14 protein-coding genes are annotated in these 20,684 nt (G+C 41.8%); 4 read left to right on the top strand and 10 right to left on the bottom strand.

Annotated elements, in window-relative coordinates:
- Positions 1-393: 393 nt before the first annotated feature.
- The gene (locus ABD772_RS02680) at positions 394-2,451 is read right to left on the bottom strand and encodes a PAS domain S-box protein (RefSeq protein WP_425562814.1); all 2,058 of its coding nucleotides are present in this window, start codon (positions 2,449-2,451) and stop codon (positions 394-396) included.
- A 342-nt stretch (positions 2,452-2,793) separates the two neighbouring features.
- Positions 2,794-4,692 (bottom strand): PAS domain-containing sensor histidine kinase, encoded by a 1,899-nt coding sequence (locus tag ABD772_RS02675; RefSeq protein WP_345100884.1) that lies wholly within the window; start codon positions 4,690-4,692, stop codon positions 2,794-2,796.
- Positions 4,693-4,934: 242 nt separating this feature from the next.
- On the opposite strand from ABD772_RS02675, the gene ABD772_RS02670 reads away from it, so the two are divergent.
- The 3 genes from ABD772_RS02670 (at position 4,935) to ABD772_RS02660 (ending at position 8,405) form a co-directional block, all read left to right on the top strand.
- Positions 4,935-5,621 (top strand): VIT1/CCC1 transporter family protein, encoded by a 687-nt coding sequence (locus tag ABD772_RS02670; RefSeq protein WP_345100883.1) that lies wholly within the window; start codon positions 4,935-4,937, stop codon positions 5,619-5,621.
- Between the two features lie 187 nt (positions 5,622-5,808).
- Complete coding sequence (locus tag ABD772_RS02665; RefSeq protein ID WP_345100882.1) at positions 5,809-6,276, top strand: (2Fe-2S)-binding protein; 468 nt, start codon at positions 5,809-5,811, stop codon at positions 6,274-6,276.
- Positions 6,273-8,405 (top strand): xanthine dehydrogenase family protein molybdopterin-binding subunit, encoded by a 2,133-nt coding sequence (locus ABD772_RS02660; RefSeq protein ID WP_345100881.1) that lies wholly within the window; start codon positions 6,273-6,275, stop codon positions 8,403-8,405. Before ABD772_RS02665 ends, ABD772_RS02660 begins: the two co-directional genes overlap by 4 nt.
- A gap of 109 nt (positions 8,406-8,514) precedes the next feature.
- Here ABD772_RS02660 and ABD772_RS02655 read toward each other — a convergent pair whose 3' ends face one another.
- From ABD772_RS02655 to ABD772_RS02640, 4 genes are all read right to left on the bottom strand, one after another.
- Positions 8,515-9,099, bottom strand: coding sequence for a nucleotidyltransferase family protein (locus tag ABD772_RS02655; protein ID WP_345100880.1), 585 nt, complete (start codon positions 9,097-9,099; stop codon positions 8,515-8,517).
- Positions 9,100-10,224: an XdhC family protein gene (locus ABD772_RS02650; protein WP_345100879.1), complete on the bottom strand. Its 1,125-nt coding sequence runs from the start codon at positions 10,222-10,224 to the stop codon at positions 9,100-9,102.
- Between the two features lie 328 nt (positions 10,225-10,552).
- The gene (locus ABD772_RS02645; RefSeq protein WP_345100878.1) at positions 10,553-11,566 is read right to left on the bottom strand and encodes a sensor histidine kinase; all 1,014 of its coding nucleotides are present in this window, start codon (positions 11,564-11,566) and stop codon (positions 10,553-10,555) included.
- 165 nt (positions 11,567-11,731) lie between these two features.
- Positions 11,732-14,122, bottom strand: coding sequence for a PKD domain-containing protein (locus tag ABD772_RS02640; protein WP_345100877.1), 2,391 nt, complete (start codon positions 14,120-14,122; stop codon positions 11,732-11,734).
- Positions 14,123-14,386: 264 nt separating this feature from the next.
- Here ABD772_RS02640 and ABD772_RS02635 point away from each other — a divergent pair, with 264 nt between their 5' ends.
- Entirely contained in the window at positions 14,387-15,223 is an 837-nt protein-coding gene (locus ABD772_RS02635) for a formyltransferase family protein (RefSeq protein WP_345100876.1), read from the top strand.
- Here ABD772_RS02635 and ABD772_RS02630 read toward each other — a convergent pair.
- The 4 genes from ABD772_RS02630 to ABD772_RS02615 all read right to left on the bottom strand — a co-directional run bounded on the left by ABD772_RS02630 (position 15,200) and on the right by ABD772_RS02615 (position 20,660).
- A complete protein-coding gene (locus tag ABD772_RS02630) occupies positions 15,200-15,949 on the bottom strand; it encodes a helix-turn-helix domain-containing protein (protein WP_345100875.1) in 750 nt (249 codons plus the stop codon). The two genes, ABD772_RS02635 and ABD772_RS02630, sit on opposite strands and share 24 nt — an antisense overlap.
- A gap of 224 nt (positions 15,950-16,173) precedes the next feature.
- On the bottom strand, positions 16,174-18,009 hold the full coding sequence (gene glmS / locus ABD772_RS02625; RefSeq protein ID WP_345100874.1) for a glutamine--fructose-6-phosphate transaminase (isomerizing): 1,836 nt from the start codon (positions 18,007-18,009) through the stop codon (positions 16,174-16,176).
- Positions 18,010-18,174: 165 nt separating this feature from the next.
- On the bottom strand, positions 18,175-18,558 hold the full coding sequence (locus ABD772_RS02620) for a helix-turn-helix domain-containing protein (protein WP_345100873.1): 384 nt from the start codon (positions 18,556-18,558) through the stop codon (positions 18,175-18,177).
- Positions 18,559-18,719: 161 nt separating this feature from the next.
- Positions 18,720-20,660 carry a polysaccharide biosynthesis protein gene (locus tag ABD772_RS02615; RefSeq protein ID WP_345100872.1) on the bottom strand — a complete coding sequence of 647 codons (1,941 nt, stop codon included), beginning with the start codon at positions 20,658-20,660 and terminating at the stop codon, positions 18,720-18,722.
- Positions 20,661-20,684 lie beyond the last annotated feature (24 nt).

Below are 20,684 nucleotides of genomic sequence, written 5' to 3'. Positions count from 1 at the left end.
GATGTCTCTAATACGTTTGGTTGCCACAGGCGGTTGCCACGTAATTATTAAATCGCCACAGTCGGTGGCTGTCGCACGGTCCAATAGCCTAATGCTGAACAGATACAGTTATGTTCCGCGTCATACGGATTTTAGGGTTTCGAAATATCTGATTATTGCGAAGCAAGGATGGCTATTTTTAAGCCTTCATAGGCATCTTCAATGCTAATTGTAAGTTTGGTCTTTATTTTCTATTTTATGGATGAGGTCGGTTAAAATCGACACACCAGGTTGTATAACGGATGGTTTTAACTGAAGGGTAAAAAAAATGCTATTTGACGTTAATGTACTAAGGCGTCTGAAAAATACATGTATGAAGGGATATATCCATATTAAGCCATAGCCATCGGCGTACTAAGGTTGCAACGGCAAACTGAAATAGAATGTAGAGCCTTTGCCGCTTTTGCTGTCCACCCAAATCTCTCCGTCGTGCCGCTGGATAATTTCGGCACTGAGATAAAGCCCGATCCCGAAGCCGGAAATGTGACGGGTTCGGCTACTTTCTACCCTATAATAACGGTCAAAAATATGGTCGCGATCCTCCGGCCTGATGCCCAGACCTTCGTCGCTTACGCTGACTAAGACTTTGCCGTCCTGTTGATTGCAATTGATTAATACGTTAGAACCTTTGGGTGAATACTTAACAGCATTGCTGAGTAGGTTGGTCAGCACGGAAAATATTTTTTCGCGGTCGGCATGTATCACTACATTGTCGCAGCTTTGTAGTTCAATAATATGTGCTACCCCGGTGAGGCTGATCTCCGCAATAACCTCCTTAATCAAATCGCCGATGATAAATGCCTGCTTATCGATCTGGATCTTGCCAGATTCGAGGCGCGAGATATTTAGGAAACCGTTGATCATTGTACTCATTTTTTTTACCTGCTGGTTAGCACGGTTCAAAGCTTCAGGTACAAAGCCATCTTTGCTTCGTTTTAATTTGGTATTTAAAACCTGCAAAATTGCGCTCAGAGACGTCAGCGGTGTTTTCAGCTCATGGCTTACCATGCCAATAAAGTCGTTCTTGCGGGCCTCATCCTGTTTCCGTTCAGAGATATCCCTGGCGATATTAGATACCCCGATAATATTACCCTTATTGTCGTTTATAGGTGAAATGGTGAGTGAAACGTCGATCAGGCGCCCGTCCTTTGCTTGCCTTTTTGTTTCAAAGTGCTCTACCCGTTCGCCGCGTTTCAACCTGGAGAGGATCATCGGCTCTTCTTCCTGCCGGTCGGTCGGAATTAGTTTGTACATAGTTTCACCGATCATTTCATCAGCAGTATAGCCAAACATGCGCTGCGCGGCATCATTCCAGCTCATAATTACGCTTTCAAGGGTTTTACTGATAATAGCGTCATCCGAAGAAGTGATGATTGCCGCTAGCCTGGCGCTTTGTTCTTCCACTTGCTTTAGCCCGGTGATATCTAAAACCGTGCCCAGAAAACGCATCGGTACTTCATTTTCGAACTCGACAGTTCCCTGTGCTTTGACCCAGCGGACTTCACCATTGTTCAGGCGAATGATGCGGTGGCTCAGTTCGTAGCCACCCTCAATACCGGGCTTAAGGCAGGTATTGATGTGGGCTGTCACCCAATCATGATCTTCTGGATGTATCTGTCGGTTATAAGTGCCAAAATCAAGCGGCTGATATCGCTCTATGCCAAAGATGTCACGGCATTCCTTTGACCAGTAAAGTTCTCCTGTATCCGGTACATACTCCCAGGTACCCAAGCCGGTTGATTCTACTGCCAGTCGCAGCCGCGACGCGCTGGCGGCCAATTCGCGGTTGGTTTGCTCTAAATGCTCCTGAATTTCTGTCAACTCTTCATTGGTTGCCACCATCTCTTCATTCACCGCAGCTTGCTCTTCGTTTGCCTGCGCAAGTTCCCGCGTGCGTATCGCAACTCGCTGCTCCAGTTGTCCATTCAATAAACTGAGCTGTTGCTGCGCTTCCCTAAGTTGAATATTGGTCGCTATCAATTCATTGTTTAAATCTTTGATCTGCTCAGTTGTTTCCGCTTGCTCACGGTGGCTTTTGAGCAGCGCCTGCTCTGCCCTGATCTTGTCGGTAACGTTCGTCGCCAACTGGATAATATAGGAGATATTGCCTTCGTCATCCAGTACAGGGGTGTGGCTGGGGTCCCAGTAACGCTGAATAAATTTGCCGGGATTATTCCTGTCGGGTACATCGTACCGCTGCACCGGCATGTAATGGATCTTTTTTGTTCGCAGTACGGTTTGAAGAGAGGTGTTTATATTCTGAACACCGTCTGCATCTGGCAGTTCAGGATTATCTGGGAAAGCTTCAAAAATATGTTTGCCTTTGATGACTTCACGAGTTGATTCGATGGCTTCCAAATATAGGTCGCTGGCGGTCAGGATGTATAGATCAGGAGACAGCACCAGGTACATATTGGGCGCTGTTTCCAGCGCTTTAAGCGTTTCGGCGGAGGGTCCTTTAGTCGCAGGCATAGTGTATGGGGCTTATAGCATTTATTTTTCTTTTTTTTCGTTTAAATTCAATTCTTGTGCCGAAATGTGCTGATTCGTCGATATTATCGTATCATAACCAAACTCCCGACAAATTGTTTAAGAACAGTTTTATAATAGTAAAATAGATCGGCCCATCCTGCCGGAGATATTGCAGAATTACGGCAGTTGGACAAGAACGGGGGGACGATCATAACGATTAGGACATGCCGATAGAGGAGGGATGCCCAAAGGTAATTGCATGATGCTAAATATTTGGTTGAATTATTTCCTTTTGGTAGCAGGCAATGAAAAATAAAAGATCGAACCCTTGGTGCTTTCACTTTCCACCCAGATATCGCCGCCATGCCGTTTAATGATTTCTGCGCTGAGATATAAGCCAATGCCAAAGCCGGAGATATGGCGTGTAACACTGGTTTCTATGCGGTAGTACCGCTCAAAGATGTGGCCGATATCCTCGGATTTAATACCCATGCCATCATCTTTAACGCTGACTATTACCGTTTCTTTGTTGATTTTGCAGCGGATATCGATCGACGAGCCTTTGGGTGAATACTTTACTGCGTTGCTGATTAGGTTTGAAATGACGGAACTAATCTTATCCCGGTCGGCATTAACCGCGATATGGTCGCATTCCTCCAGGCTGAAGCTGTGAGTTGTCACGGTCAGCCGGGTTTCCTCCAGAATTTCACGCAGCAGTTGATCGAGATCGAAAGGCTGTTTCTCTATTAATAATTTACCGGCTTCAAGGCGCGAGACATTGAGAAAACCATTGATCATAGTGGCCATTCGGCGCGCCTGGTAATTGGCTTTTTCCATTGCGCCTGAAAGGAAGGGGTCCTCATTGTGTCGAAGTTTACTGTGAGCAGCCTGTATGATTGCTGTAAGCGAGGTTAGCGGTGTTTTCAGCTCATGGCTTACCATGCCAATAAAATCATTTTTACGCTGTTCTTCCTGTTTCTTCTCAGTTATATCCCGGGCAATTTTGGAGACCCCGATGATATTTCCTTGTTTATCCTTAATGGGAGAAATGGTTAAGGAAAGATCCAGAAGCCTTCCGTCTTTAGTGCGCCTTTTGGTTTCAAAGTGATCAACCCGGTCACCACTTTTTAAGCGCGAAATGATATGGGGTTCCTCATCCTGCCGGTCTTCGGGGATGATCTTGTAAATGCTCTCGCCGATCATTTCTTCCGCTGTATAACCGAACATACGCTGGGCCGAGGTATTCCAACTTGTAATGACACTCTCCAACGTCTTGCTGATGATGGCATCATCCGAGGTCTCTACGATGGCCGCCAGCTTGGCGCTTTTTTCCTCTGCCTGTTTTATCTCAGTAATATCCAGCGCAATGATTAGCCCTGATTCTACCACGCCGTTCTCATTTTTCAACGGTACAAAATGAACCAGGTAAAACTCACCGGTTTCTGCCTTGCGTTCTACCGAAAACTTTTCTCCGGACATTACCCTTTCATACAAAGGCCGCGAAGCCTCATAACGTTCGGGCGAGATATCCGCCGGATGCTTGCCTTCATAGTCGCGCCGGTCATAACCCATCTTTTCCATGATATCACCTTCAATGGCAACATACCTGTGGTCTTGATCAATCACGATGATGAGTGACCCCGGAATATTCAGTGCAATGGAGCGGAACAGCTTTTCGCTTCGCCGCAGACTGTCCTGGGTTTCAACCAGTTCTTCATTGGTGGTAACCAATTCCTCATTAAGAGCCGCATATTCCTCGTTTGTTGCCGCCAGTTCTTCATTGATCGCAGCTAATTCTTCATTAAGAGCCTCTCCGCTGTTTTCCAAAATCCATACTGCTATTTGACTGACTTTGCCTTTCCCGGATCTTACCGGGCAATAAACAAAGGTGGCCGGAGTGACCTCTTTTTTTCCATTAAGAACCCTTATAATCGTTCCCTTATAATCGTGTGACGATTGGCCTGTTCCGGCCATATTGAGGGCTGTCTCGTTATCTGGTTTTGCAACCTCGAATATCTCCTTATAAGATTTTCCCAACAGGTTTTCTCTTTCCTTATTGATGAGTTTTAGTAAATGGGTATTAATCAGTTCGATATTCAGTGTATCTGCATTCAGGATGCAAACTCCTGCAGGCGCATGGCCTATGATATAGCGTAGATCTTCTTCTTTGGTGATATGCATAGAAAATATAAAAATTTTGCCTATGACTAAACATATGCAAAACCGTCGTATGGAAACAACATGATAACTATGATAAGTTATCTTTTGTTTTGATTTGGGTGACTGATGTATGCGTTAACTGTACAGTTATTTTAATGTTGCAGGTTTTCTGCTCAGCTACAGGTATCTCCTGACGATATTAAGACCAAAACTAAACTGCAGTTATTTTCTAATTGAGTGCTTCAAACGCGGTACTTTTAAGCATGCATCACGAACAACACGTTAGCAGCTCAGAAACGATCCGCGATATTGTGATCGGCATGTCCGATGGTTTAACCGTGCCGTTTGCACTAGCTGCCGGATTGAGCGGAGCGGTCAACGCTTCCGGCATTGTAGTAACTGCGGGCATGGCTGAAATAGTAGCCGGGTCGATAGCTATGGGGCTTGGAGGCTTCTTAGCCGGCAAGACAGATGCCGATCATTATAATGCCGAACTTAAACGGGAATATGAAGAGGTTGAACGTGTACCCGATCAGGAAAAAGAAGAAGTTAAACAGGTTTTTGCTGATTTTGGCCTGTCCGGAACCTTGCAGCAGCAGATTGCCGATGAAATGGCCAAGGATAAAGATAAGTGGGTTGATTTCATGATGAAATATGAGCTCGGTTTAGAACAGCCTAATCCTAACAGGGCTAAAAAAAGTGCATTAACTATTGGCATCTCCTATATCGTTGGCGGCATTATTCCGCTTTCGCCTTATATATTCATTGATAATTCGGTACAGGCTTTGTATTATTCCTGCGCTATCACTTTAATAGCGTTGTTTATTTTTGGTTATTTCAAGAGTAAACTGACTGGTCAACCTCCGGTGATGGGTGCTATAAAAGTCGTTGTTATAGGCGCAATAGCTGCCGCTGCGGCCTTTATATTGGCCAGGGCAATTAATAAGTAATTAGGTCATCTCAGATTACTCGCCGAATTACATACATTACGTTTGCCTAAATTAATTGTAATCCTAAACAAATTCATAGTTAGAAAAAGGTCCTGTTAAGTAATATTTTGGTTATTAGACTCTAATTAGTAGTATGTTCAGTAATTACTTATAAATTTATGGAACGGGTTATTTAAATATCACTTTTATGGCTACATACAAAATCTCCGTCAACGACAAACTACTTACGGTTGACGCCGATCCTGATACTCCAATGCTTTGGGTGTTGCGCGATCATTTAAACCTGGTGGGTACCAAATTTGGTTGCGGTATAGCACAATGCGGGGCCTGTACAATCCATTTTAATGGGTTTGCCATGCGTTCCTGTCAATTGCCGGTATCAGCGGTCAAAGACTCTAAAATAACCACCATTGAGGGTTTAAGTAAGGATGGAACACACCCGGTTCAAAAAGCCTGGAGCGAAATAGATGTACCGCAGTGTGGATATTGCCAGTCAGGTCAGATCATGGCGGCATCGGCGTTGCTGAAACAAAACCCGCATCCAAGCGATGCGGATATAGATTTAGCGATGAATAATATTTGCCGTTGCGGGACACATTACCGCATTCGGAAAGCTATTCATCTGGCGGCAGAGAAAGGAGTAACATCGAAATGAGCGATCAGGAAGTTTCAAGGCGACACTTTTTAAAAGTGAGCGCAATAGCCGGTGGCGGCGTAATGTTTGGATTTCATTTATTAGCTGATGCAAGTCCTGCACAGCATTTAACAGATACTGTTTTTTCGCCTAATGCTTACGTGTCCATTGATTCAAAAGGCTTGGTAACTCTGATGTCGCCAAACCCTGAAATTGGTCAGGGTGTGAAGACGGCTTTGCCAATGATACTGGCCGAAGAACTGGATGTGCCCTGGGATAAGGTCGTTATAGAAATGGCTCCGCTGGATCAAAGCAAGTTTGGTGCACAGGTAGCCGGAGGCAGCGGTGCGATCAGAGGGCGTTTCATGCCAATACGTAACGCCGGTGCAACTGCCCGTCAAATGCTGATAACCGCCGCTGCACAGCAATGGGGGGTAAGTGAGAGCGACTGTTATGCAGAAAATGCTTTCGTTATACACAAGCCGACAGGAAGAAAGTTGGGCTATGGCCAATTAGCTGCAAAAGCGGCAGTATTGCCTGTGCCAACTAGTATAGTTTTAAAGGACCCTAAAGATTTTAAGATCATTGGTACACGTGTACATAATATCGATAATCATAAAATTATAACCGGCCAGCCCTTATATGGTATTGATACCCGCAGAGACGGTATGCTGTTCGCAATAGTAGCGCGGTCGCCTGCTTTTGGGAAAACCTTAAAATCATTTGATGATACTGAAACGCGTAAAGTAAATGGGGTTAAAAATGTTGTGCAAGCGCATAATGTTGTCGCCGTACTGGCCACATCAACCTGGGCTGCAAAAAAAGGTCGTGATGTGTTAAAAGTAGTTTGGGAAGACACTGGTAAGCTGGAAAGTAGTACTGATCATATTGCCTCGTTTACAGAATTATTAAATAATAAAAGCGATAAGCCTGGTCGTAACGACGGCGATGTAGACGGTGCTTTAGCTAACAAAGATTATAAAATAGTGGAAGCCGTTTACGAGGTGCCGGTACTACCGCATGCCAATATGGAACCGCTTAACTTTTTTGCTGACGTAAAAGGCGACAAGGTTGAACTTTACGGACCAACTCAGGTGCCCGGTAATTTACGCGGCGCTGTAGCTAAAGCGCTGAACGTTCCCTTAGAAAATATTACCCTGGGCATGCCGCGGCAAGGCGGGGGTTTTGGCCGCAAACTGCAGACAGATTATGGGGTAGAAGCCGCACTGATCTCGCAAGCCGCAAAAGTGCCTGTGCAATTGTTATGGATGCGTGAAGACGATATGCAAGGCGACTTTTATCGCCCGGCAAGTATGTTTAAATATCGCGCTGCTTTGAACCCGACCACGCAAGAAATAGCCGCGTGGCATTTCAATGGAGCTGTTTTAGCCGGAGGCTCTGCCGGTAAACCAGATGGGTTTCCGGCAGCCAGCATCGCTAACTACCGGGCCGATAATCATGGTTTAAAAACGAACATTCAAACTGGTCCGTGGCGTGCGCCGACATCAAACTCAGTTGCGTTTGCCGATGAATCTTTCCTGGACGAGCTGGCACACGACATGAAAAAAGATCCTGTTGCTTTGAGACTGGAACTGATAGAGAAAGCGAAAAGCCAGCCGGTTGGTAAAGGAGCAAGTTATGACCCTGAAAAATATAAAAGCGTTATAGACCTGGTTACAGCAATGAGCGGCTGGGGTAAAGCAAAGAGGCCAAATGTATACCAGGGATTTGCAGCTCATTTTTCGTTCAACACTTATGTCGCCCATGTTGCTGAAGTGACTAAAATGAAGAACGGGAAACTAAGGGTTACAAAGGTGTATAGTGCTGTTAATTGCGGCAGGGTAGTAAACCAAAGTGGTGCCGAAACGCAAGTAGAGGGGGCTATTATTGACGGCCTGGGCCATGCATTATTCAGTAAAGTTACTTTTAACAAAGGCGCGGTTGAGCAAACCAACTTTCATACTTACAAATTCTTGAGGATGAAGGATGCGCCTATTGAAGTGGTGGTAAAATTCGTAAAATCGGACGATGCGCCAACAGGGCTTGGCGAACCGGGTTTGCCGCCCATTGCTCCGGCTGTTGGTAACGCTGTTTTCGCAGCAACGGGCATCCGCTACCGTAAGCTTCCTTTCGAGTTCGACAAAGTTTAGAAACAATATTTAATTGCTTAAAGCCTGTAAATTTATTTACGGGTTTTTTTGTTTTGACATAGTATTATTTCACTATCAGCAACCTATTGCTCCAGACGGAAACTCTAATTTAAGATTTTTTTAGCAAGGCCTGGTAATCATTTAGTGTGTCGATATCAATGGCCCCTTTTTCAAAAGATACAGCGACGACATCATCGGGATGATTATTGATGATTTTTTTTGCACCTTCTTTGCCTTGTAACATAAGTAACTCAGTAAAAAAAGACTTATTAAATAATACCGGTACGCCAAGCGTATCATTATATGCGCAGGCGACGATCTTTTTACCGGTTTCCTGCTGTTTGTATAACATACTATCTATTAAAGCGCGGTTGACGAAAGGCTGGTCGCACAGCATGATAACTACGTTTTCAGTATCAGGATTTTCTTTTAAAACTTCAATACCAGCTTTTATAGATGATGCCATCCCATCGGCCCAGTTATTATTTTGAATAATGTTGACTGGATAATGCTTAATACCAGTTTCAATGCTATCAACATTGGCGCCTAAAACTATGGTAACAGATTGACATTTGGATTTTAATCCAACCTCGATAGCATGTTCTATCAGCGTTTTGCCTTTGTATAAAAGTGTTTGCTTAGGAAAGCCTAAACGATTTGATGCGCCTGCGGCCAGAATGAGTAAAGCCGTCATTTATTGGGCGCTTGCGTGGATCGCCACGGGTTTATACTTTAATGATAAGCCATTCCTTGACGATAATACCGCCTTTATTTCAGCTACGATTGCCAGGGCTATTTCTTCAGAACTTTCAGAACCGATATCTAAACCAACCGGGCCGTAGAGATTATTAAGCTGTTCTCCGGTAATTTTCATGCCGTTCTCTTCCAGGTCGGTCAATATATGCTCCATTTTCTTTTTGGGGCCAAGTAAGCCAATATAGGATAGGTGCAAGGGTAATAATTCCTGGAGTAACGACAACTCATAATTGTAATTGTGTGTCATCAATACAAAGGCAGTCCACTCATTTAACTCAACCTGCGATAGCAACTGATCTGGCTTAGCAATGATAACTTTTTTGGCTAATGGAAAGCGCTCAGGTAACGCGTAATTATTACGTCCATCAATAACAGTAATGTTCCAACCTAAAACGGCAGCTATTTTGGTTAAAGGGACAGCATCATTGCCCGCGCCTACAATGATTAACGAAATCACAGGCTTAATATGTTCTACAAACGCAGTGTAAGCCACCTCGCCAGTATAAATATTAATTTCAGATAGTTGAGTTGAAAGCACTTTATTGGCGTCATTGATCAAGTTCTGGCGATAGCCTGACTTATTAAGCTTACGCTCTATGACATTGCGTTGTGTTAAGCAAAGACAGGTACCTGGTTGCAAAGCTTTACGGTTTTCTATGGAAAATAAGGTAACCAGCACTGCGTTACTGCCGTTGTCAACAACTGTCTTTAATAAAGTAATTGGATTATCCAGCTCATCAGTAATAGGCTCTATCAATATATGGATAATACCATTACAACCAAGCCCAACGCCCAATTTTGCATCATCGTCATCCATAGTGTCGTAAGTAACCAACATGGCTTCCTGTTGTAGTATAACCAGTCTGGCCTTGCGCAATGCGTCGCCTTCTAAACAACCACCGCTGATAGCACCTGTTAAATTTCCGTCTTCAGTAATTAGCATACGCGCGCCAGCCCGACGATAGGCAGAGCCTTCCACCATTACGACGGTCGCTAAAGCGGTTTTCTTGCCTTGTTTGGTAGCTTGATCAAAAGCTGTGACAATATCAATTATCTCTTTCACTATATGGCAAATGATTATTCAATATAGCAAACTTAAATATACTTTAAAAGCCTGCTTGTTTTGCAAGTGACAAACATCAGAAGAAATTTTAAAGATTTAAGAACAGTTAGTCTATGTGTATTAATTGAAATTGTACTTATATAAAAAAAGCCAATCAATTGATCTCAATTGATTGGCTTTTTTACTTGCGGCGGGTTACATGCCCTCTTACCAGCACGTTGTTTGATATAAGTATATAAATTGCTGTAGACTGAAAATAGTACTGAAAATAAGAACCAGAGACCTTACACCGTGTGACTCGTTGCTCATGCGCTTTGGTATCGCCAATCTACTGGTTTCTTGTTTCGATGTCTTTTTTTTTAGACCACATCGGTATAATTATTACAAATTTGGTACCAACACTGGCTTTTGGGTCAATATTCATCTTTCCGTTTAACAATTTGATTTTGCTTTTAATAGATGCCAAACCTATACCGGGTGTGTGTGCTTTCTGGGGATCCATACCATTGCCATTATCGCTTACCCGAATAGTTATCTGTTGCTGCTCAATGCTAATATCAACTGTGGCTACACTGGCGTTTGCGTGTTTTACTACATTAGTCATTAATTCTTGAATAATCCGGTAAATGGCAAGTTCCAGATATTTGTCTAAACGTCCCGTCGGGCCTGTTAGGTTAAAAGTAAAACTTACGCCATCAGACAACTGCTCGCAAATATCACGTATCGCATTTTTTAGTCCTGACTCTTCCAATCTGGTGGGCATTAGTCCATGCGAAATTCGACGTACCTCTACAATGGCATCAGTCAGCAGTTTATTGGTGTAACCTATTGCTGCTTCAAACTCATCGACATCTGCAAATGGTTGGATATTAGCCAAACTGAGCTTTATGCTGTAGAGTATTTGACCAATACTGCTATGCAGACTCTCAGCTACCCGGCGCCGTTCTTCTTCCAGTGCACTAAACAAAACGCGGATTACCTCCTGCTTTTGTCTAGCTTTAATTTTGACGATTTTTTCTTCATAGCCAGTGTCCCTATTCTCATAAATCACCGCAACTTTATGTTCAAATGCTTGCCCAACTTTAAAGGCGTAAAAGCGGCGATAACTTGCTGATAGATCAGCAGACACTTCATGAGTTTCAGCATTCCCCGTTTTGGCAATCCTGCCAAATACTTCATACCAATACTGTTTGAAGTCTGGATAAAGCTGGCCGGCAGTTTTACCTGCAAGCTCGATGCCGGTTATGCGGTTCGCGGCTTCGTTTGCCTCTATATAGTAAATATCTGTCGGCTCATCTCTCTCATTAAATAACACATCTAGCAGTATATAACTTTGCTCCATCCTGTTAAAGAGATCTTTGTAATAATTTTTATTTTGGGTTAAGTTTGAGGAGTATTCCATAGTAAGCAGGATTAATCTTTTATTAGTGTCTTATACGAATTGTGGACAATTATTGAATAAAAGCCGGACTCATTTTGCCTGACAGTGGCCGGAAGCTACTGTCAGTTAATATATGATAGTAAGGAAACCTTTATATAGTCGATTGTTTTTGACTGTTTTAATAACATAATAATAAACGCCGACAGGTAATTTTTTATCGCCATCTGTCCCATTCCATGGTTGGTACGACCCCGAGCGATGATATATAACTATCCCGTATCGGTTAAAAACATCGACAGTTACTATTTCATTGCTGATACCTGTAATATTCCAGTTGTCATTAATGCCGTCGTTATTTGGTGTAAACGTGTTAGGAATATAAAGGGTGGGTCTTTTGATTAAATTAATTGTTTTGGATACTTCAGTGGTTCCGCAACTGTTAGTCACATCAAGTATGATCGTATATCTGCCCTGATCGCGGTAGTATACTGAATCTGGCCCAGGTAATGACGATGTCGTAATGCTGGCTCCGGCGAAAGTCCATTTATATTCGGGAGGGGTGGTTTGAAAGCAATTTTTAATGATGGCTTCAGGGCTTAATTGTTGGTCTGTATAGATGTAGTCAGGCAGGTTGAGTGTTACTAAAGGTTTAGATCTGATTATTATTTGTCTGGTAAATGCGGTTGAGGAGCAGCCTGATTTGGGAAATGAATTAATCAAAGATAGCGTGTACCGGCCCGGCCCTGAAAAGACGAATTGCGGCTCGGCCGAGGTTGCTGTTGTGCCATTGGTAAACGACATGTTTTCGGAAAATTCTGTACAACCCATATTGTCATAAGTTATTGCCCATTGATATTGAGCACTGTCGCATAGTGGCAAATTTGATGTGTTTTTAATCGTCACTACTTGCGAATTACATCCATTGTCGGTATTCATTTCGAATGCAGCCTCCGGAAAAGCGTTAACGCATAATTTCCGGCTGTCAGAATCTATCCCGCACTGTTCACTACCTGTTAGTAGCGTCAGTTTATATTCGCCTGCTTTAGTGAAAACGACATTGAGATTTTTAGTTCCAGAGGTCCATTTCGAAACGTATTTCGACCCGCTATCACTGCCCATACTTGAATCAGATAAGCGGAAACCGGTATCGGGTGTGATTTTCCAGACCCATTTATTAGGCCTGCTTATACCTTCGGTGATCGAATATGCTGCGCCGCCATTATTTTTAAAACGTATCTTACTATTGACACAAACGATATCATAACCAATGTTAATTAATTTGGCGGCCGGGAAGTCGGAAACGTAAATAGGGGCCAAAGTATCAGAAGCGATTCCGCATGGATTAATTGCACTGATGATCAAAGAGTAGGCGTTGATATAAGTTCTATGATTTGTGTTGACAACCTGCGATATAGAGTTGGTTTTAAACGTATGCATTAATGTATCTGGAAGGGTAGTATACATATTTACGGTACCATCACTAAATGTAGCTGTATAGATTGTCCCTTGCGAGCTTGTTATATTGTTATTGATATTTATAGAAACCGGCATACCGGTGCAAGCCGTTAATTTTACTTTAGGCTGAAAAGGAACCGTGGGGCTGGAGCCAACAAAAATGCGGTATTTCTGTACTTTGCTACAACCATTTGATCCGTAAACTGTGTAAAACATAATAAAAGAACCTATCCTGTAAATATGTTTAATACTAGTTAGGTCTTTAACAAAAGTTTGTGGTGAGCCATCGCCCCAAAAAATGTTGTATCCCGTGTTGTTTGTTTTTGAACGGTTAATGAAGGTAAACTCTGTAGGTAAATTACTACAACTTACAAAGTAGGCTTGATTGTTGAATGTTTGCTCTGCCGGACCGCCAAGGTCAGTATCTGGTGTTTGCAACAGTGTAATCTTTTGGCTATAGGTGGCACTGCATCCCCCGGCATTGGTAACAGTTAAGGTAACTACAAATGTTTGTGACCCGTTTCCCGCGGAACCAATGAATTGATGAGACGGGTCTTTGACCGTCGAAACATTTTGTTTGTGAGCATTTGGGTCACCGAAATTCCATAAATAGGTTAGTTCTTTACCTTGCGAAGCGTCATTAAATTGAACGGGAGCAGAAGCACAATTGCCTTGTGTTAAAAAAGTAAAACCAGCTATCGGATTGTTTACGGCTGTGACGGTTAGCGAAGGGTAGGTATGCATAATGCCGTTTGATAGTATAGTTGCAAAATATATTCCTGCGGTACTGACCTCATAATTTGGTAAATAGCCGACAGGACGGAGCGATGCTGCGTTAAACCATTTTACAGCAGCATTGGTTGGCAAATTAGCCAGCGTCAATAATAATTTACCGCCGGGGCATATAACAGGCTTACCCTGGTAAGCAATGGTGTCGCCAAAATTTATACCTGCCTGCTGAATATGAGCCGAGACAACTCCATTAAATAGTTGGAGCAAGAAGCAAACGGTGGTTGCTTTTAAAACCGGTGCGAAATGCCGAATAACAAAGCGACGACTCATAGTTTAAAATCAATTACAGATAATTAAAATTAAATATTGGCCGGCTCATCAATCATACTGCAAAGCAGTATGTATACCAACTTGTGAAAGACTTTGTGCAGCTGCCCGATTTATTTCACAGGTTTAAATACTTAAATTATGGTATATGTCTTATTAACCAGCTTAGCCTTCCCACTTATCACATTTTTTTCACAGATTTTGAAAAGATGCTTTTCAGAACATGATGAGTCTTACTTTTATGTAAGTGTATAAACTAACAATGGTATGTATAATGCAATTTATTTAGGATCATCAGCTGAAGCGTGCGATTATATTCATTGCCATGACAATTTTAATGTTATCGCCGTCGTATGTGAGAAAAAAATGGTGAATAGTGACTTACTTACTTGTTGTTTCCTACGAGGTATACCGCTGGTTGAAATTGAAGTATATGAAGATCTGCTACAAGCCTTTGAAGAAAGAAAAGGCTCTTTTGAGCTTGCTATAATGTACATATTTGGCATCATCATGCGGCAAAGTATACTTCAAAACCATAAAATTTACAATATACACATGGGCTACCTGCCTCATTACAAAGGACGCAACAGTACTTTTTTTGCGACAATAAAGGGGGAAAAATCAATAGGAATCAGTTTGCATGAAGTGATTCCAAAAATAGACGAAGGGCGGATCATTGCCAGGAGAAAAGTGCCCTATTATTTTTGGATGGGTGAAACTGAACTACGAGGAAGGTTAATCTGTGAAATTTTGCCACTACTGGATCAATTGAGTCTTTTTTTATGCGACCCGGATTTTAAGTATATTGAAAATAACCACGCGCATTATTATGCGCCAATTACTGATGACATGATCAATATTAGTGTTGATATGCCTGTAAATATGATATTAAATATTATCAGGACCCAGCAGGCTTATCGGGGCGCGCGGTTTATTCATGAGAGCCAATCATTCTTTGTAAATAGTGCTAAGGTTGAGCGGTGGGATAATATAGGTGCTCAATATATAAAAGAAGAAACGGGCGTTGTGTTAAGCGCCGGCAAAATAACCGGGATAGCTATAAATGAACAATATTGCCTGCTATTCACGGATATTCACTGTTAGCTGATCTGCATTTTTACGTTGTTGTCTGAATTTTTTAAAGGCCGAATAAAATGCTGCCGGATTTGAAAATTCAAGCATAGCGGCCATTTCTTTTTTCGAGCATTTATAAGATTTCATATAGTTTTCTGCATAGATCATTTTCAGATCATGAAAAAATGCATAAGGTGACATGTTATAAAATTGCTTGAAATCGCGCTTAAGTTTAGATACAGAAATAAAGTGTTGGTCGGCAAGTTTATTAAGCCCGGGAAATTTTCCTAAGATATTTTGCTTTAAGGTTTCTGCAACCTCGAACATCTTTTTGTCGATTTTTGAGTCGCCATCATTTTCAGTCATCTTTTGGTGGTCAACCATCACTTGCACCTCATATATGGCTTTTTCCACCCGTAAACTAGAGGCGTCGGTTACATCTACAACGTATATAAAAAAGCCTTCAATTATCCCGTTGCCACAATCAGGATAATAGGCAACTAAAACCTTTCTTCGTGCTCCATGAGCATTACGCAGCATGCGCTCGAAGGTTTGTATATCGCAAATCTGGGTGCTCCCATTGAGATGCTGGTTTAATTGGTACGCCCATCCCAACAACTCCTGAATGTTGAGCTTATTGATTATTTGCCCAGGTGAATAGCCAAACCAATCCAGGTAAGCCTGGTTGGCAAACCGGCAAACCAGATTCTTATCCCAGTACGCCATCAGCGGAGCAAGCCTCTCTTCTGTGACCATAAGTTATTTATAGGGGTAATTGAGCAGCTGTTATTAACAATACCGGGCTCAAAGTGAAAATATTACGTTATTTAAGTTTAAAATATTGACGAGTCATATGGTATTAATAATTTATGTAAATAAATCAAATATACAGAAATAATAGAAGTCACATTTTCGTTAAAATATAATAAGAGTATCAGGCCTGAAAAAGTGCTTCTAACACAATTAGCGAAATATCCGGGTCATTCAACAGTAACAGATTTAGCCAGATTACGGGGCTGATCAACATCGCAATTGCGCAGCAACGCGGAGTAGTAGGCAAGCAACTGCAATGGTATTGTGCTTATTATAGGCATCATCAGGTCATTAACTTGCGGTACCTCCACAATAAAATCGGCCATCTTCTTTATTTCCGTATCATCCTCAGCTACTATGGCAATCACCATCCCTTTCCGAGCCTTAACTTCCTGAATGTTATTAATTATCTTTTCATAAGAATCATTGTTTGCAGCTATAAATATGACGGGCATTTTATCATCTATTAAGGCTATCGGGCCATGTTTCATTTCGGCCGCCGGGTAGCCTTCAGCATGGATATACGATATTTCTTTAAGTTTCAGGGCACCCTCTAATGCAACCGGAAAAGCCACACCTCTGCCTAAAAACAGACAGTTGTAAAAATTATGAAGCTCGGTAGCAATAAATTGCATTGTGTCGGCGCATTGCAGAGTTTTTCGTATCACGGAAGGAAGCTTGCTTAGCTCTGTAAGCAGCCCCGCAGCCGTTTGTGGCTGAATTTTTTCTTTAATTTGGCCTATATAAAGCGAAAGCAGTGCCAGTACAGTAACTTGCGATGAAAATGCTTTTGTTGACGCTACGCCTATTTCAATCCCGGCGTTGGTGTACATGGTTGCATGACTGGCTCTTGGTATAGAAGCGCCAACAACATTGCAGATACATAAAACAAGGGCGCCCTCTGCTTTTGCCAGTTCGGTAGCAGCGAGCGTATCGGCGGTTTCGCCGGATTGCGATATCGCTAAGACAATATCCCCTCTGTTAATAATCGGACTTCGATATCTAAATTCGGATGCATACTCAACTTCAACTGATAATTCTCCATATTTTTCGATGAAATACTCGCCGATTAAACCGGCATGCCACGAAGTTCCACACGAGACTATAATAATTCTTCTTGCATTGATAATTTCAGTTTTATAATCTTCAAGTTCATCGAATGTTACTAATGCCCGCTCAGTATCCAATCTGCATTGCATGCAATTCTTGATTGACTGAGGCTGCTCAAAAATTTCTTTAAACATAAAATGTTCGTATCCGGATTTTTCTATAAAGTCAAGCTCGATTTCCAACTCGCAGATATGGGGCTTTTGTTCATGATTATCTATATCAACTACATGCAATGAATCATAAGTAATACGAGCAATTTGATGGTCATCAAGGTAAATGATATTTTTAGCAAATTCCACAATAGCAGTGGCATCTGAGGCAATGAAATATTCTTGCTCGCCTACGCCTATAGCAAGGGGGCTGCTTTTGCGCGCGGCAATCAGTTCGCCCGGGTTTTCTTCATTAATGATAACTATTGCATAGGTGCCCATAACTTGCCGCAAAGCAAGCCTGACAGCTTCCTGAAGCGGGACGTGCAACAGGCGTTTGACATCTTCTATAAGGTGAATGATAACTTCTGTATCAGTTTCGCTTTCAAATATGTGTCCTTTTTTGATTAACCCTTCCCGGATAACCAGGTAGTTTTCAAAAATGCCGTTATGCACTATAGCTAATTTCCCGCTTCCCGAACAATGGGGATGAGAGTTGACGTCGTTTGGCGCGCCATGGGTAGCCCATCGGGTATGTCCAATTCCTATCGTGCTATTTAAGGATGCCTCTCCGCAAACAAGTTCCAGGTTAGCAACTTTGCCACATTTTTTATAAACGGCTAATTGCCGGTTTATTACTGCTATACCTGCACTGTCATAGCCGCGGTATTCCAAACGCTTTAGGCCTTTTAATAACACAGGTATAGCTTCTCTGAAGCCAATGTAGCCAACTATTCCACACATAATGTTTATTTTTTAATTTACCGCAGACACACCGGACTACGCACCCTTTTGGAAAAGATGTTGTTTAAATGATAATGAACTTGAAAAGTAATGGTGTATCGACGTTACTTCTTAAATTACCGTCAGTGGTGATACAAACATCCGTTATTTGAATGTGAGGGTAGTCTAGTAAGCAGTGCTTACAACCTCCTGATGTTGATGTATATCGACAGTTTGTAACAATTCATTGTATTTTTCAAGAATGTCAATATATTTTGTCATCCAGAAATGAACTGAATTTGTTGAATCAATGGATACTTTGTTGCCAGCCGCAATCAGGTTTTCCATTATAGCGAATCCCTGTCTGGCAAAATCATCTGGCAAATCTTGTGAAAAATCATGACCGATAACATAACCGATTTCGCAAACCATCTCAATTTTCAGATGTCGCTGCTGGAACCAGTTATAAATGGACCTTCTGTTTACATGCATCCTTCTTGATAATTCGCTAATGCTGACCCCTTTTCTGCGTACGGCCATCTCAACTATTTCGCCAATGTGTAATTGCATAGTAGTAAGTTTAGTGAACAAGGTTGGTGTTATGGTTAATTATTTAACACTTTGATTTTAACCGGTTTAAGTAATACTAATTTAAGTATACTGAGCTTAAACAACAACCTGCATCAGCCCAAAAAAATACGCTTAACGACCAAATAATAGGTTAGGCTAAGCTATTTTTCCATTACTTTATCAAGATCAAGTTGTTCAAATTCAGAATTCTTGCTGATAAACTCAGGAACAATTTTTTTCATCAATCTTACCAACTCAAAGTCATTATTACAGCTATTTTGTATTAATAGATCTGCGATAACCTGTTCTACATATGAGAAAGGGTAAACAATAATTTTTGCTACTTTTATTTTATGATGATATGTAGGAATTGTTTCTTCGGCTTGGTTTAGCAATTCCTCGTATAATTTCTCGCCTGGTCTAAGTCCTGTGAAAATAATTTTAATGTCTTGATCTGGCACCATACCGGCAAGTTGTATCATTCTTTTGGCAAGGTCCGTTATTTTTATGGGGTTGCCCATGTCAAAAATAAATATCTCGCCGCCTTTACCCATAGATGCCGCTTCCATTACCAGATCAACGGCTTCGGGAATGGTCATAAAAAACCGTGTTATTCGCGGGTCGGTAACAGTTACGGGGCCTCCATATTGGATCTGTTGTTTAAATCTTGGAACAACAGACCCATTTGAACCTAACACGTTTCCAAACCGCGTGGTTACAAAACGCGTGGCCTGTTGTGCAGGGGCAGAGTTATTTATTTCATCAGCCGATGTTTTTAGGTGATTGTCTAACGATTGTATATAGATCTCAGCAATCCTTTTGGAGGCTCCCATGATATTTGTAGGGTTAACGGCTTTATCGGTGGAGATCATAACGAATTTTTCGACTTCGTATTCAACAGAAATATCTGCCAGATTCTTCGTTCCGTAAACATTGGTTAAAATAGCTTCTACCACATTACATTCCATTAGCGGTACATGTTTGTAGGCAGCAGCATGAAAAACAACTTGCGGGCGGTATTTATTAAACAGTGTATTTAGCCTGTTTTGGTTTTGAATGTCGGCAACAAATACAGCAATAGGTGGCTTACCGAAATTATCTGTGATCTCCATTTGCAGATCATGTAATGGAGATTCGGCCCTGTCACACATAATAACAAGCTCTGGCGAATATCTTAAAACCTGTCTGACAATTTCTGAACCTATTGAACCGGCCGCACCAGTTACCAAAATACGCTTACCCGCTAATTCTTTTGAGATAGTATCTTTATTTAAAATTATGGGGTCACGCTGTAACAGGTTATTTATCTGGAGATCCTGAATTTGGTTAAAATTGAGTTTGCCGCATAGCCATTGGCTGGTTGGGGGGATGTTTGATATCCTTATCCCCGATTCGATACAACGTTCGATGATAGTCTTTTTTGCGGGCAGCAAATCTCCTGTAATAACTAATTTATTAACATTGTATTTGCCCTTCAAAAAGGGAATATCAGATGTTGAATAGATTTTAACTTGTTGGATGTGCTTGTTGGCGGTATTAACATTGTCGTCAAGAAACCCGATAACCTGAAACCGATTGTCGGCCTGAACTTCCAGTGCTTCCTTGATCAGAACAGACGATTGGCCGCAGCCATAAACAAGCACTTTTTCGGCAGGCGACGTATTCGAGTGTTTTATAGCCCGAAAAATAGTTCTGACATATATACGCATGCATATTAATAACGAGCTTGAGACAAAAAAATTAAGTAATACACTAAGGCCAAACCTGCGCCATTCTGCATGCAAATAATTGTCAATGATAATATTAAGTGCAAGCCAATAAATGATGCTACTTAGTAATACTGCAGAAAATATACGGTGAACATCTTTCATATTTGAGTATCTGACAATACCCGCGTGAATATGCAGTTTAATAAACACCGCCGCTGTAACTGACAGATAAACAGCCAAATAAATCAAATAATAATTACCAAACAGCTCGTTAAAATGCGACTGTAAAACAACAAAAACCGAGATGGTTAGTGAGCAGGCGATAATAACCTGATCTATCAAAAAGATAAACCATCGGGAAAGTATTCTGCCTTTATGTAATTGATCCAACATGATTTAGTTTTTGAAATGATAGGA

This window comes from Mucilaginibacter panaciglaebae, assembly GCF_039539265.1.
Classification (GTDB): domain Bacteria; phylum Bacteroidota; class Bacteroidia; order Sphingobacteriales; family Sphingobacteriaceae; genus Mucilaginibacter; species Mucilaginibacter panaciglaebae.
The sequence above is the reverse complement of the archived record's forward strand: the minus strand, read 5'-3'. Positions and strand labels throughout refer to the sequence as shown.

Coding starts and splice junctions, on each gene's coding strand:
- ABD772_RS02675 (WP_345100884.1), bottom strand. CDS start 4,692: ATGCATATCACCAAAGAAGAAGATCTACGCTATATCATAGGCCATGCG.
- ABD772_RS02665 (WP_345100882.1), top strand. CDS start 5,809: ATGGCTACATACAAAATCTCCGTCAACGACAAACTACTTACGGTTGAC.
- ABD772_RS02645 (WP_345100878.1), bottom strand. CDS start 11,566: ATGGAGCAAAGTTATATACTGCTAGATGTGTTATTTAATGAGAGAGAT.
- ABD772_RS02680 (WP_425562814.1), bottom strand. CDS start 2,451: ATGTACCTGGTGCTGTCTCCTGATCTATACATCCTGACCGCCAGCGAC.
- ABD772_RS02630 (WP_345100875.1), bottom strand. CDS start 15,949: ATGGTCACAGAAGAGAGGCTTGCTCCGCTGATGGCGTACTGGGATAAG.
- ABD772_RS02620 (WP_345100873.1), bottom strand. CDS start 18,558: ATGCAATTACACATTGGCGAAATAGTTGAGATGGCCGTACGCAGAAAA.
- ABD772_RS02615 (WP_345100872.1), bottom strand. CDS start 20,660: ATGTTGGATCAATTACATAAAGGCAGAATACTTTCCCGATGGTTTATC.
- ABD772_RS02660 (WP_345100881.1), top strand. CDS start 6,273: ATGAGCGATCAGGAAGTTTCAAGGCGACACTTTTTAAAAGTGAGCGCA.
- ABD772_RS02635 (WP_345100876.1), top strand. CDS start 14,387: ATGTATAATGCAATTTATTTAGGATCATCAGCTGAAGCGTGCGATTAT.
- ABD772_RS02655 (WP_345100880.1), bottom strand. CDS start 9,099: ATGACGGCTTTACTCATTCTGGCCGCAGGCGCATCAAATCGTTTAGGC.
- ABD772_RS02640 (WP_345100877.1), bottom strand. CDS start 14,122: ATGAGTCGTCGCTTTGTTATTCGGCATTTCGCACCGGTTTTAAAAGCA.
- glmS (WP_345100874.1), bottom strand. CDS start 18,009: ATGTGTGGAATAGTTGGCTACATTGGCTTCAGAGAAGCTATACCTGTG.
- ABD772_RS02670 (WP_345100883.1), top strand. CDS start 4,935: ATGCATCACGAACAACACGTTAGCAGCTCAGAAACGATCCGCGATATT.